9 protein-coding genes, 3 tRNA genes and 1 pseudogene are annotated in these 13,565 nt (G+C 72.8%); 5 read left to right on the top strand and 8 right to left on the bottom strand.

Going from position 1 to position 13,565, the window contains the following annotated elements; translation table 11 throughout:
* The first annotated feature begins 74 nt into the window (after positions 1-74).
* The 5 genes and pseudogenes from DIZ27_RS01855 (at position 75) to DIZ27_RS01835 (ending at position 8,438) form a co-directional block, all read left to right on the top strand.
* A complete protein-coding gene (locus tag DIZ27_RS01855) occupies positions 75-2,354 on the top strand; it encodes a DNA polymerase III subunit gamma and tau (RefSeq protein WP_109376458.1) in 2,280 nt (759 codons plus the stop codon).
* A gap of 126 nt (positions 2,355-2,480) precedes the next feature.
* Positions 2,481-3,734, top strand: coding sequence for a phosphoribosylamine--glycine ligase (gene purD, locus DIZ27_RS01850; RefSeq protein WP_109376457.1), 1,254 nt, complete (start codon positions 2,481-2,483; stop codon positions 3,732-3,734).
* A 291-nt stretch (positions 3,735-4,025) separates the two neighbouring features.
* Positions 4,026-5,888: a hypothetical protein gene (locus tag DIZ27_RS01845; RefSeq protein ID WP_109376665.1), complete on the top strand. Its 1,863-nt coding sequence runs from the start codon at positions 4,026-4,028 to the stop codon at positions 5,886-5,888.
* A gap of 164 nt (positions 5,889-6,052) precedes the next feature.
* A pseudogene (locus DIZ27_RS01840) lies at positions 6,053-7,372 on the top strand (N,N-dimethylformamidase beta subunit family domain-containing protein); the annotation flags it as partial.
* A gap of 166 nt (positions 7,373-7,538) precedes the next feature.
* The gene (locus tag DIZ27_RS01835) at positions 7,539-8,438 is read left to right on the top strand and encodes a phosphoribosylaminoimidazolesuccinocarboxamide synthase (protein WP_109376456.1); all 900 of its coding nucleotides are present in this window, start codon (positions 7,539-7,541) and stop codon (positions 8,436-8,438) included.
* A 44-nt stretch (positions 8,439-8,482) separates the two neighbouring features.
* Here the strand turns inward: DIZ27_RS01835 and DIZ27_RS01830 are convergent.
* The 8 genes from DIZ27_RS01830 to DIZ27_RS01795 form a co-directional block, all read right to left on the bottom strand.
* Positions 8,483-8,555: transfer RNA gene (locus DIZ27_RS01830), tRNA-Gly, on the bottom strand.
* Between the two features lie 23 nt (positions 8,556-8,578).
* Positions 8,579-9,208 carry a response regulator transcription factor gene (locus DIZ27_RS01825; RefSeq protein ID WP_109376455.1) on the bottom strand — a complete coding sequence of 210 codons (630 nt, stop codon included), beginning with the start codon at positions 9,206-9,208 and terminating at the stop codon, positions 8,579-8,581.
* A complete protein-coding gene (locus DIZ27_RS01820) occupies positions 9,205-10,521 on the bottom strand; it encodes a sensor histidine kinase (RefSeq protein ID WP_109376454.1) in 1,317 nt (438 codons plus the stop codon). Before DIZ27_RS01820 ends, DIZ27_RS01825 begins: the two co-directional genes overlap by 4 nt.
* Position 10,522: 1 nt before the next feature.
* Positions 10,523-11,266 (bottom strand): ABC transporter permease, encoded by a 744-nt coding sequence (locus tag DIZ27_RS01815; RefSeq protein ID WP_258308204.1) that lies wholly within the window; start codon positions 11,264-11,266, stop codon positions 10,523-10,525.
* Between the two features lie 92 nt (positions 11,267-11,358).
* Positions 11,359-12,345 carry an ABC transporter ATP-binding protein gene (locus DIZ27_RS01810; RefSeq protein ID WP_109376452.1) on the bottom strand — a complete coding sequence of 329 codons (987 nt, stop codon included), beginning with the start codon at positions 12,343-12,345 and terminating at the stop codon, positions 11,359-11,361.
* A gap of 159 nt (positions 12,346-12,504) precedes the next feature.
* Positions 12,505-12,577: transfer RNA gene (locus tag DIZ27_RS01805), tRNA-Gly, on the bottom strand.
* Positions 12,578-12,657: 80 nt separating this feature from the next.
* Positions 12,658-12,729: transfer RNA gene (locus tag DIZ27_RS01800), tRNA-Gly, on the bottom strand.
* 208 nt (positions 12,730-12,937) lie between these two features.
* Positions 12,938-13,255 carry an Lsr2 family protein gene (locus tag DIZ27_RS01795; RefSeq protein ID WP_109376451.1) on the bottom strand — a complete coding sequence of 106 codons (318 nt, stop codon included), beginning with the start codon at positions 13,253-13,255 and terminating at the stop codon, positions 12,938-12,940.
* Between the last annotated feature and the right edge of the window lie 310 nt (positions 13,256-13,565).

Raw genomic sequence — 13,565 nt, 5'->3', positions numbered from 1 at the left:
GTCTCCTGGCCCGTACGCGCGGGGGCGCCCGAGGGCGGGGCCCGATGTCGGTGGGCGCCTATAACCTCGTAGGTGTGTCGTCTCTCGCGCTGTACCGCCGCTATCGCCCGGAGTCGTTCGCCGAGGTCATCGGGCAGGAACATGTCACCGACCCGCTGCAGCAGGCGCTGCGGAACAACCGGGTCAATCACGCGTACCTGTTCAGCGGTCCGCGAGGCTGCGGCAAGACGACCAGCGCGCGCATCCTGGCCCGGTGCCTGAACTGCGAGCAGGGCCCCACGCCGACGCCGTGCGGCGAGTGCCGGTCCTGTCAGGACCTCGCGCGCAACGGGCCGGGCTCGATCGACGTCATCGAGATCGACGCCGCGTCCCACGGTGGTGTGGACGACGCCCGTGACCTGCGCGAGAAGGCGTTCTTCGGGCCCGCCCACAGCCGGTACAAGATCTACATCATCGACGAGGCCCACATGGTCTCCCCGCAGGGCTTCAACGCCCTGCTCAAGGTCGTCGAGGAGCCTCCGGAGCACCTGAAGTTCATCTTCGCGACCACCGAACCCGAGAAGGTCATCGGGACGATCCGGTCGCGTACGCACCACTATCCGTTCCGGCTGGTGCCGCCCGGGGTCCTCCGGGACTACCTCGGCGAGGTGTGCGACAAGGAGAGCAGCCACGTCGAGGACGGTGTGCTGCCGCTCGTCGTGCGGGCCGGTGCCGGATCCGTGCGTGACTCCATGTCCGTCATGGACCAGCTGCTCGCCGGCGCCGGGCCCGACGGTGTGACGTACGCCATGGCCACCTCCCTGCTCGGGTACACCGACGGCTCGCTGCTCGACTCCGTGGTCGAGGCGTTCGCGACGGGTGACGGCGCGGCGGCCTTCGAGGTCGTCGACCGCGTGATCGAGGGCGGCAACGACCCCCGGCGGTTCGTCGCCGACCTGCTCGAGCGCCTCCGTGACCTGGTGATCCTCGCCGCGGTCCCGGATGCCGCCGAGAAGGGGCTCATCGACGTCCCCGCCGATGTCGTCGAGCGGATGCAGGCCCAGGCCGGTGTCTTCGGCGCCGCCGAGCTCAGCCGCGCCGCCGACCTCGTCAACGAGGGGCTCACCGAGATGCGGGGCGCCACCTCGCCCCGGCTCCAGCTCGAGCTGATCTGCGCCCGCGTGCTGCTGCCCGCCGCGTACGGCGACGAGCGGTCGGTCATGGCCCGCCTGGACCGGATCGAGCGGGGCGTGAACTTCTCGGCGGGCGGTCCCGCCGCCGGCATGCCGGCCATGGGGTACGTGCCGGGGGGCGGTGCCCACGGGGGAGCCGAGGGCGCCCCGGTTCCGCCGGGGGGCGGTCCGGCCGCGGCTCGGGCCGCGGCTCGGGGACAGGCCCCGCCCTCGCTCTCGTCCTCGCCGGTGCAGCCTCCGGCTCCGGTGCCTCCGGTTGCCGCGCCTCCGGCTCCGGCTCCCGTTCAGCCCCCGGCTGCGGCTTCGGCGGCTCCGCCCGCTGCGGGGCCGAGCGAGCCCGCGCCCGGTGCGCCCGCCCCGGGGGCCTGGCCCACCGCGGCCTCCGCCGGAGGCGGTCGCCGGCCCGGCGGCTGGCCGACGGCCGCGGCGGCGGGCGGCGGGCGGCCCCAGGCCGCCGCTCCGGGTGCTTCCGCCCCCGCCCTCGCCCCCGCGCCCCAGGCATCCCAGGTGGGCCCAGGGCCCTCCGGGGGCGGTGGCGGCGGGCTCGATCCCCGCGCGCTCTGGCCGAACATCCTTGAGGTGGTCAAGAACCGCCGTCGGTTCACCTGGATTCTGCTCAGCCAGAACGCCCAGGTGACCGGTTTCGACGGTACGACCCTCCAGATCGGCTTCGTGAACTCCGGCGCGCGGGACAACTTCCTGAGCAGCGGCAGCGAGGACGTGCTGCGGCAGGCCCTGGGTGAGCAGTTCAACGTGCAGTGGAAGATCGAGGCCGTCGTCGACCCGTCCGGGGGCGGTGCGGCGGTTCCGGCCCCCGCCGGGGGCCGGAACGGCGGCGGCGCTGCGGGCTACGGCGCCGGTGGTTACGGCGACGGTGGCGGTGGGTCGGGCGGCGGTGGCGGTGGTCACGGGAGTGTGGGCGCCGGTCAACGCTCCGGGGCCGCCCAGCCGTCGGGGGCGTCCGGTCCGTCTGGGTACGCCTCCACACAGCAGGCGCCCCCCGTGCCCGCTCCGGCACCGGCGCCTCGGCCCTCCGCTCCGGAACCACCGCCCCCCGTCTCCCCCGAGGACGACGTCCCCGAGGAGGACGACCCCGACCTGGACGAGTCCGCCCTCTCCGGCCAGGAGCTGATCGTCCGGGAGCTGGGTGCGACCGTGATCGAGGAGCTCATGAACGAGTAGGCACGAACGAATGGACCCGAACGAGCCGAGTGGCCGGGTGGATTGGAGGAACACACGAACCCGTCCGCCCCGGTCCTTCGGAAGCCCGCACAAGGCGAACGCCGCCGGTCCCGTTAGGCTGACCCCGTGAAGGTCCTCGTCATCGGCAGCGGTGCCCGCGAACACGCCCTGTGCCGTTCTCTGTCCCTCGATCCCGACGTCACCGCGCTCCACTGCGCCCCCGGCAACGCCGGTATCGCCGAGGTGGCCGAGCTGCACCAGGTCGACGCCCTGGACGGCGCGGCCGTGTCCGCGCTGGCCGCACGGCTCGGCGTGGACCTCGTGGTGGTCGGCCCGGAGGCCCCCCTCGTCGCCGGTGTCGCCGACGCCGTGCGCGAAGCGGGCATCGCCGCCTTCGGTCCCTCCAAGGAGGCCGCGCGGCTCGAGGGCTCCAAGGCCTTCGCGAAGGACGTCATGGCGGGTGCGGGCGTGCCCACGGCGCGGTCGTACGTCTGCACCACCCCCGCCGAGACCGCCGCCGCCCTCGACGCCTTCGGCGCTCCCCACGTCGTCAAGGACGACGGGCTCGCCGCCGGCAAGGGCGTGGTCGTCACCGATGACATCGAGGTGGCCAGGGCACACGCCGACGCCTGCCGGCAGGTGGTCATCGAGGAGTACCTGGACGGCCCCGAGGTCTCCCTCTTCGCCGTGACCGACGGCGAGACCGTGCTGCCCCTCCAGCCCGCCCAGGACTTCAAGCGCGCGCTGGACGGCGACGCGGGCCCCAACACCGGCGGCATGGGGGCGTACTCCCCGCTGCCGTGGGCCGATCCGAAGCTGGTCGACGAGGTCACGCGGTCGGTCCTGCAGCCGACCGTCGACGAGTTGCGGCGGCGCGGCACCCCCTTCTCCGGCCTGCTCTACGCCGGTCTCGCGATCACCTCGCGCGGTGTGCGCGTGATCGAGTTCAACGCCCGGTTCGGCGACCCCGAGACGCAGGTCGTGCTGGCCCGTCTGAAGACCCCGCTGGCCGGACTGCTGATGGCCGCCGCCACCGGCAACCTCGCCGACCTGGAGCCGCTGCGCTGGAGCGACGACGCCGCCGTCACGGTCGTCGTCGCCTCGCACAACTACCCCGGCCCCCCGCGCACCGGCGACCCGATCACCGGCCTGGACGAGGTCGTCGCCCAGGACGCCCCGCACGCGTACGTGCTGCACGCGGGGACGAAGCAGGTGGGCGACGAGACCGTCAGCGCGGGCGGCCGGGTGCTGTCCGTCACGGCGACCGGCGCGGATCTCACCGAGGCCCGCGACCGTGCCTACCGCGCGGTCTCCCGCATCCGCCTCGACGGCTCCCAGCACCGCACGGACATCGCGGCGGAGGCGGCCAAGGGCACATGAGCCCTCGCAGACACCGATGAACCCCACGGGCCCCGATCCGCCTCAGGATCCGGGGCCCGAACTTTGCCGTCCGTCACTCACCTTTGCCCTGAGCCATTCCATCGAGTGACCGATGCGCCATCCGGCTGACGAGGGCCGGGGCCCCAACTAGGGTGCCGCGCAAGTGTTCCGGCACGCTCCGGCACTTGGCTCACCGGCATTGCGATGTCAGTGACGGGTGTCACAGTGGGGAGTGGGCAGCGCCAGGAGAGCGTCAGGACCGTCGGGAGGGGGTGAGGCAGGGGCATGAGCATGAGCGGAGGTGGCATGGGCAGGGATGCGGGCGCGCAGTCGGCGCGTTCACGGGCGCTCGCGGTACTCCGCCTGCGCAGCAGGGCACTGGCCGTCGCCCTGCTGCCCGCAGCCGTCGCCGTGATCCTGCTCGTCGGCGGCTCCACCGGCCATTTCGTCGGCACCGGCTGGGACGTCGTCCGCTGGACGCTCACGCCGCTCGCGGTATTGGTCCTGCTCGCCGCCGCCGGAGTCGCCCTGGTCGTCGCCCGTGCCCGGCCCGCCGTGAGTCCGACGGTCCCGATCGCCGAGGGGGCGGCCCCGGACCTGTACCGGATGGTGCGCGACCTCGCCGACCGGCTCGATGTCCCCGTTCCGTCCGCGATAGCGCTCACCCCGGACTGCGACAGCTGGCTGGAGGACCGCACCCACCCGGCGCACGGCCCCCCGCCCGTCGAGGAACACGGCGACATAGCGGGCTCGGGCCGGCCTCCGCACCGCCGGACGACCGTCGCCGCGCCCGTGCTGGTGATCGGCTCCCCGTTCCTGTGGTGGATGCGTGTCGGCGAGTTGCGCGCGGTCCTCGCCCCGGTCGTCGCCGGTACGGGACCCTCGGCGCACCCGGACATAGCCGCCGCCCGGCGCTTCGTCCGGGGCCTCGACGCGGCGGTGGCCGTGACCTCGGAGCCTCGGCGCGGGCCGGTGTTCCGGGCGGTGTTCGCGGGCGTCGGCTGGGTCGCGCGGTCGTTGTTGCGCGGCTGCCGGGTGCACACCGCCGAGATGGAACGCGGGGTCGCCGCGGCGGCGGCCGATCGCGCCCAGGCCGTGGACTACGGGCTGAGGATCGTCGCCCAGGAACAGGTGGGGCTGGCGTACGCGGGCTGGGACCGGCTGCTCACCCGGGTGGCGCTGCCCGCCTGGCGGATGGGCCGCTGGCCCTCCCGGCTCAACGCCGGGGTGGTGGCCGCGCTCACCGAGCTGTCCCGCCGGGACCGGCTGGCCGAGGGGTTCGCCGCCCGCCTCGGTGAGCGTCCCGCCTGCGACCTGCTCGAAGAGCCCGGCGCGGTGGACGAGGCCACCTCCCTCCTCGCCGCCCGCCTCTTCCACGGCGGTCCCGCCGGGAGCGGGCCCGAGTGGTCGCCGGTCCGCTGGGGCGACTACCCGGAGGAGGTCGTCGACCGCAAGTGGCGTGCGGACGCGGCCCGGCTCCACCGCGTTCTGGACGCCCTCGGCGTACGCCCCGCCGACGGTGGGGAGGGCCTGGGTTCCGACGGCCCGACCCTCTCCCGCGTCCTCGACCACCTGACGGACCCGGTGCCGGCCCCGCGCGCGGAACCGCCCGTACACGCGGGGCCTGAAAACACCGACGCCGACGCCGACGCCGTCGACTACGACGAGGACCTCGCCGGAACCACCCCGCGCAGTGCCGCCCTGGCCGCCCGGATCAGTGCCGAAGTGGCCCGCGAGGGCGCCGCGGCCACCGAGCGGGCCGCGTCCGCGCCCATACCCGCTTCAGCATCCATACCCGCCTCCGCACTCACCTCGGCCGGGAGCGCCCCGACCGTTCCCCCCGCCCCGGCCGACCCCGCTTCCCTCTGGGACGACAGGGCGCTGCCCCTGCTCCCCCTCCAGCCCCCGCGTACCGGCCGCGAACTGCTCGCCGACCACATCATGGCGATGGTCTGCTGCGCGGCCATGGACACCGCGGGCGCGACCCCCGGGCTCGACTGGCTCGACGGCCCGGCCCTCCTCATCGGCGGCGTACGTGTCACGGACCTCCCCGCCCAGGTCATGACGCTGATCGAGGACGGCGATCCCGTGGCCCTGCGCCTGTGGCTGGCCCGGCAGGGCATACGTCCGGAGAAGCCCGTACGGCTCGTCTGAGTCGAACCTCCCCACAACTCCCGCCCATCACCCGGAGTTCCGGCTTCCGCTTTTGACCGGTTCGCGACGAAGGGTGATGGAATATGTGCCCCATGTGATGTGCTTGGTCTGTTCGCGCTCCGTGACCAGGGCTTGCGGCACACGACAAGCGCATTGCCGACCGCCGGCAAGGGGGCCGACGGGGCCGGGGGAGGGGAGCCACCATGGGACCGGAGCAGGGCCGCCGCCGGATCGAGGGCTTCAGTTCCACCGGCGGGGTGGCACCCGGAGGGACGATCGACTTCCACGTCTCCGTCGACCCGCCCCAGGAGTTCGGCGTCGACGTCCACCGCGTCGGCCACTACGACGGGCGGCGCACCGCCCGGATCACGTCCGGCCCCCGCCTGGCAGGCATCGTGCAGCCGCCGCCGCTCACCGCCGGCCGTACGGTCTCCTGCCACCACTGGTGGCTGTCCTGGCGGCTGCGGGTCCCGTCGGACTGGAGCGTCGGCGCCTACGTGGCCGTCCTGACCACCGCCGACGGCCGCCACCGGTCCCACGTCCCCTTCACGGTGCGCGACGACCGTCCGGCGGACCTGCTCCTGGTGCTGCCCGACATCACCTGGCAGGCCCACAACCGCTACCCGTGGGACGAGGACGGGCAGCCGCTCGACGAGGCCGGCGCGGCGGCGGCCACCGTCTCCTTCGACCGCCCGTACGCGGGCACCGGCCTGCCGCCGTACGGCGGTCACACCTACGACGTCATCCGCTGGGCCGAACGCTACGGCTACGACCTCGCCTACGCCGGCGCCGGCGACCTGCACTCCGGCCGGGTCGATCCCACCCGCTACCGGGGGATGGTCTTCCCCGGCCCCGACGTGTACTGGTCCCAGGCCATGCGCGACACCGTGGAACACGCCCGCGGGTACGGCACCTCCCTCGTCTTCCTCTCCGCCCGCACGATGTACGGGCAGGTGGAGCTCGCCCCCTCCCCGTCCGGAGCCCCCGACCGTCTGCTGACCCGCCGCAGACGCCGGGCCCCGGAACGCCGAGCGCCGGAACGCAGGACTCCGGGCAGACCGTCGCTGTGGCGGGAGTCGGACCGCGCGGAGCAGCAGCTGCTCGGCATCCAGTACGCCGGTCAGGTCCCCGCACCGCATCCGCTGATCGTGCGCAACGCCGACCACTGGCTGTGGGAGGGGACGGGGGCGTCCGAGGGCGACGGGATCGAGGAGCTGGTCGCGGTCGGGGCCGACCGTTACTTCCCGCGCACCCCGCTGCCCGAGCACGAGGAGCGGGTCCTGCTCGCGCACTCCCCGTACACCGACCGGGCGGACGGCGGACGGCACCAGGAGACCTCCCTCTACCGGGCGCCCTCCGGCGCGTGGGTCTTCGCGTCGGGGACGCTCGCCTGGTCCCCGGCCCTGGACGGCCCCGGCCGGAGCGATCCCCGCATCCAGCGCGCCACGGCCAACCTCCTCGACCGCATCTGCAAACACGACTGACCTGGCCGGCTCCGGCCCGTGGGCCCCCGCGGCTGCCCCCGAGCGGCGGGGGCGGCTGTTCGTACGGGACAATTGGCGTCACTGTCCCGCCGTCTCCCACCGCCACCCCGCGCGAGCGGAGCGAGCCCCGCGGGTGTCCTGCTGTTCCGAGCCACGCGGAGGAACCGTGTCCGGATTCGTCGAGAAGCCCGAGCCGATCCAGGTTCCGGGCCTGGTGCATCTGCACACCGGAAAGGTGCGCGAGCTGTACCGGAACGAGGCCGGCGACCTCGTCATGGTCGCCAGTGACCGCATCTCCGCCTACGACTGGGTGCTGCCGACCGAGATCCCGGACAAGGGCAGGGTCCTCACCCAGCTCTCCCTCTGGTGGTTCGACCAGCTCGCCGACCTGGTCCCGCACCACGTCCTGAGCACCGAACTCCCCGCGGGTGCCCCCGCCGACTGGGCGGGCCGCACGCTCGTCTGCAAGTCCCTGCGGATGGCCCCCGTGGAGTGCGTGGCCCGTGGCTACCTCACCGGTTCGGGCCTCGCCGAGTACCGGGAGTCCCGTACGGTCTGCGGCCTCGCCCTGCCCGAGGGCCTGGTGGACGGATCGGAACTGCCGGCCCCGATCTTCACCCCGGCCACCAAGGCCGCCGTCGGCGAGCACGACGAGAACGTCTCCTACGAGGAGGTCGCCCGCCAGGTCGGCGCCGACACCGCGGCGCAGCTGCGGCAGGCCACCCTCGCCGCGTACACCCGTGCCCGGGACGTCGCCCGCGACCGGGGGATCATCCTCGCGGACACCAAGTTCGAGTTCGGCTTCGACGGCGACACCCTGGTCGTCGCGGACGAGGTGCTCACCCCGGACTCCTCCCGCTTCTGGCCGGCCGATCAGTGGGAGCCGGGCCACGCGCAGCCGTCGTACGACAAGCAGTACGTGCGGGACTGGCTGACCTCCGCCGAGTCGGGCTGGGACCGCGCGAGCGAGCAGCCCCCGCCGGCGCTGCCGCAGCGCGTCGTCGACGCGACCCGGGCGAAGTACGTGGAGGCGTACGAGCGATTGACCGGCATGAGCTGGAGCTGAGGCAACGGCGAAGGCCCCGGTCGATGACCGGGGCCTTGGTGCGGAGCGGACGACGAGGTTCGAACTCGCGACCTCAACCTTGGCAAGGTTGCGCTCTACCAGCTGAGCTACGTCCGCGTTGCGCCGTGGCGCGAGGCCAACTATACCCAACCTCGCTCGCGGGCGAGGCGTACCGCGGCATGACGGTTCTCCGCACCGAGTTTCGACGCGGCCGACGACAGATAGTTGCGCACGGTTCCCTGGGACAGCGCGGCCCGCTCCGCGATCTCCGCCACGGGCGCCCCGTCGGCCGCGAGTTCCAGCACCTCGGCCTCGCGCGCGGTCAGCGGCGAGTCCCCCGCGGCGATCGCGTCGGCGGCCAACTCGGGATCCACGTAGCGGTTTCCCGCGTGCACCGCGCGGATGATCTCCGCGAGGCGCTGTGCGCTGACGGTCTTGGGGACGAAGCCGCGCACACCCGCCGCGAGCGCCCGCTTCAGGTGCCCGGGCCGCCCGTGGCTGGTCACGATCAGCACCCGACAGCCGGGGAGTTCCGACCGCAGAGATGTGGCGACGTTCACGCCGTCGGCGCCGGGCATCTGCAGATCCAGTACGGCGACGTCGGGGGCGTGCGCCCGAGCCATCGCCAGCGCCTCCGGACCGGAGGCCGCCTCGGCGACGACCAGGAGGTCGTCCTCCAGGGACAGCAGCGCGGCGAGCGCGCCCCGGATCAGATGCTCGTCGTCGGCGAGCAGCAGCCGGACGGGGTGCGCGGGCCGGGGTGTCGTCATGACGTGACCTCGCTCACGCTCGTGCGGGGCGCGGACGACGCGGTGGACTCCCCCGAGGGGAACGTTTCCCAACCGGCGGCCGACGGCGACGGGACCTCGGCCGTCAGCAGGAACCGTCCGTCCCCGGCCGGGCCGGCCCGCAGGGTCCCCCCGATCTCGGCCAGCCGCTCCCGCAGCCCGACCAGACCGGCCCCCCGGCCCGGGCCGCCGTTCTCCGGTGCACCGTCGTTCTCCACCGTCAGTACCGTCCGCCCCTCCAGCACCCTTATCCCCACCGCGCACCACCGTGCGTCCCCGTGCCGCAGCACGTTGGTCACCGCTTCCCGTACGACCCAGCCCAGCGCGGACTGCACCTGTGCCGGGAGCCCGGTCGTCGGACCGGTGACCGTGCAGTCGATGTCGGCCGCGTCCAGGACGCCCTTGGCGCCCGCGAGTTCGCTGCCCAGGTCGGCCTCGCGGTAGCCGCGGACGACCTCGCGCACCTCCCGCTGCGCCTCGTGCGCCAGCCGCTGCACCTCGACCATCTGCGTCACCGCCTCCGGCCGCTCCCGCTGGGCCAGCTGGACGGCCAGCTCGCTCTTCAGGGCGATCACGGCGAGGTTGCGGCCCATGACGTCGTGCAGATCCCGCCCGAACCGCAGCCGCTCCTCCGCGACGGCGAGCCGGGTACGGGTCTCCCGGGCCTCGTCGAGTTCGTACACGACGTTGAGCAGCCAGACCGAGATCACCGAGGCGAAGGCCATGAACCCGCCGCCGAACAGCATCGCCACCGAGAAGAGCAGCGCGGCCGGGGCGGGCATGCCGAAGAGCAGTGACACCACTCCCGTGCCCACCGCGAAGCCCACCACCCAGCCGAACGCCCGCGGCCGGCTGCGCACCCCGAGCGCGACGATCCCGGCGCCGAAGGACGGGACGAGCATCAGGATCCCGGCCACCGGTTCGGCGACGTCGCGGTCGGCCGGCCCGTGCTCGGCGATCGCCACGGCCGTCACCGTGACGACCGCGGAGACGACACCGAGCGCCCACAGCAGCCGGAGGGGCTGCTCCCGCGGCCCGCGCAGCCAGTCCAGCGCCCGTGAGGCGGTCACGACGCACAGCGCGCAGTGCACGGCGATCACGAGCAGCAGTGGAGCAGCGAGCCTCGGCCCGAGGTGCCCGAACCGCCCGATCACCGGCCCGCCGACCGCCACGAACTCGGCCAACGCGAAGGAGTGGAACGACCACCGGGTGTACGTCTCCACCTTCGCCGGGGTGCTCTTGCTCCCCCACCAGCCGCCCCGCCTGCTCGTGTCCCCGCCTCCCGCCGTCGGCATGTCAGCGCCTCGGTTCCCAGCGGAACCACCGGCGGACGGCGAACACCGCCAGCAGCGCCCAGGCCGCGCCGGTCGCCACGGCGAACAGCGTCTCGGAGCCGGACAGGTCGCCGGTGAAGCCGCCGCGCAGCAGGGTCATGACGGGGGTGAGGGGCAGCAGTTCGCAGAAGGAGGCCAGCCGGTCGGGCAGCACCTCCAGCGGGACCATCATCCCGGAGCCGAGCATCGACACCATGATCACCGGCATCGCGGTGACCTGCGCGCTCTCGGTGGTCCGGGTGAAGCCCGCGGTGACGGCGGCGAGCGTCGCGCACAGTCCCAGGCCCAGCAGCAGCCCCAGCACGGACAGATGGACGGCCTGCGACGCGGCCACGTCCAGGACCAGTGCGCAGCCCCCCGCCAGCAGCAGCGACTGCACCAGTCCGGTGACGACGGCCGGGAGCGAGGCCCCGCACAGGATCTCGGCGTCCCGCAGCTCCCCGGTGCGCAGCCGCTTCAGCACCAGTTCCTCGCGGCGGGTGACGAAGACGCTGACGAGCGACGTGTAGACGGCGAACAGCAGGGAGAAGCCGATCGCGCCGGGCAGGATCACCGCGCCGAGGCTGAGACCCGCCTTGTCGAGGTCCATCCCGTCGGCCGCCGAGTACAGGCTGAGCGGAAGCACCAGCGGCACCAAGAGCGCGGCGAAGAGCGTGCCCCTGCTGCGTCCGAACAGCGTCAACTCGGCTCGGGCGAGGGCCCGCATGCGTCCCACGGGGGTGCTGGCCGCGGTGTTCCCGCCGCTCGCGGCCTCGGCCGTTCCCCCGGTCGACCCCTTGGTCGTGCTGACCGTCCCGCTCATGCCGCGTATTCCTTTCCCGTGATGGTGCTCTCCCCCTGCTCGAGGGTTTCGCGTGCGGAGGCTTCCCGGGCTATGCCCAGGAACGCCTCCTCCAGTGACGCCGAGCGCACATCCAGTCCCTTCAGCTCCACACCGGCCCGCTCCGCCCACACCAGCAGGCCCGTGGCCGCCCGTTGCAGTTCACGGGTGTGCAGCCGGATGATCCGTCCGTCCAGTTCGTGCCCGGCCACGCCCAGGTCGTCGAGCGGCGGCAGGTCCCCGGGGAAGTAGCCGGGGGGCAGTTCGAAAGTGATCCGCGACGGCTGCGCGGCGGTCACCTCGGCGGGGGTGCCGGTGGTGGCGATGCGCCCCTTGTGCATGATCGCGAGGCGGTCGGCCAGTGCCTCGGCCTCCTCGAGGTAGTGGGTGGTCAGCAGCACGGTCGTGCCGTTGTCGCGCAGGTCCCGCACCAAGCGCCAGGTGTCGCGGCGCCCTTCGGCGTCCAGGCCGGTCGTCGGCTCGTCGAGGAACAGCACCTCGGGGTCGCCGAGCAGCGCGAGGGCCAGGTCGAGGCGGCGCCGCTCACCCCCGGACAGCTGCTTGACCCGTACGTCGTCCTTCCCGGCCAGTCCGACCAGCGGCAGCACCTCCTGCGGCGGACGGGCCCCGCTGACGGAGCCGGCCCACATCCGCGCGGTCTCCATGACGGTCAGGTCGGAGGGGAAGCCGCCTTCCTGGAGCATCACGCCGGTGCGGGGCCGTACCGCGGCGCGGTCGGTGTACGGGTCGTGACCGAAGATCCTGACCTGTCCGCCGGTCGGCACCGCGAGACCCTCCAGCAGTTCGACGGTGGAGGTCTTGCCCGCGCCGTTGGTGCCCAGCAGCGCGAAGACCTCCCCGCGCCGTACGGAGAAGCCGATCCCACGTACGGCCTCGAACCCGCCCTTGTACACACGGCGCAGGTCAGTGACCTCGATCACGTGTTCATGTTCGTTTCCTCGCATGCTTCGATCATTCAGGATCAACCGGCCGGGCAGCCGTGCGGGCTGTCATCACTGGGCGTGACAAATGTCAGAACGGCGCCGGGTCGTCCCGCACGGGCACCGGGAGGGTCACGGCGACACGAAAAGACCCCGGTCCGATGGACCGGGGTCTGATTCCCGAGCGGACGACGAGGTTCGAACTCGCGACCTCAACCTTGGCAAGGTTGCGCTCTACCAGCTGAGCTACGTCCGCATTGCCTCCGACCGGCTTTCACCGGTCGGTGCGAGCACCAGCCTACCTGATCGGATGCACCGATCGGTACGGCTACGCAGAGCGGGTGACAGGAATTGCACACTGCGCCTTCCCCCTGGAAGGGGGATGTTCTACTACTGAACTACACCCGCATGTACTCCGTGAGCTGGGCCTTTCGGCCTGGCCTCGCGGTGTGCTCCAGACTCTAGCTGATCAACGGGGGTGTTGTGCAAGTCGGCTGCCACGGGGGCCGGATGGCCGGAGCTCGGGCGACCGAGGCGCGGGCGACCGGAGCCCGGACGGCCGGGACGCACCCCGCCGCACCGCGCGCCCCGTCACACCCGTCCCGCCGCGCCGGCCTCACCGCGCCGCGGCGAACGCCTCGTAGATCCGCTTGGGGATCCGCCCGCGCGCGGGGACGTCCATCTGGTTCGACAGCGCCCAGGCGCGCACGGCCGCCGGATCGGGGGCGACCTCCGTCTGCCGGTACGCCCGGCCCGAGCGGGAGCGCTTGCGGCCGGCCTGTACGTAGGGCGCGAGCGCCCTCCGCAGGCCATCGGCGTTGGCTTCGTTCAGATCGATCTCATACGACTTGCCGTCGAGTCCGAAGGCGATCGTTTCCGCCGCTTCCGAGCCGTCGATGTCGTCAAAGAGAGTGACCACGACCTTCTGCGCCACGAATAATCGGTCCCTTCGTGCGACGCCTCTGTGCCGACGTCGGTGATGACGCCCCGGGTGTCGCGGAGATGTCGGCGTCCGCCTGTAAACGGGCAAACCATCTGCTAATGACAATTCATTTGTACAGTGCTCGGCAATGCATTGTGAAGCTCGACTAAATCTGCCCGCGTGTCCGGGGCGCAATAGCGATACGTGACAGATCGCGGATCTTTCCCGGATCTTTTCCCCGGCTCCTCCCCGCGACGCCGAATCGTGATCGGGGTCACGTAGATTCCTCCAACTCTACTCGCGTAGAAATTTTGTGCGGGTA

The sequence above is a fragment of the Streptomyces sp. NWU339 genome (assembly GCF_003143855.1).
Lineage (GTDB): Bacteria > Actinomycetota > Actinomycetes > Streptomycetales > Streptomycetaceae > Streptomyces.
The sequence above is the reverse complement of the archived record's forward strand: the minus strand, read 5'-3'. Positions and strand labels throughout refer to the sequence as shown.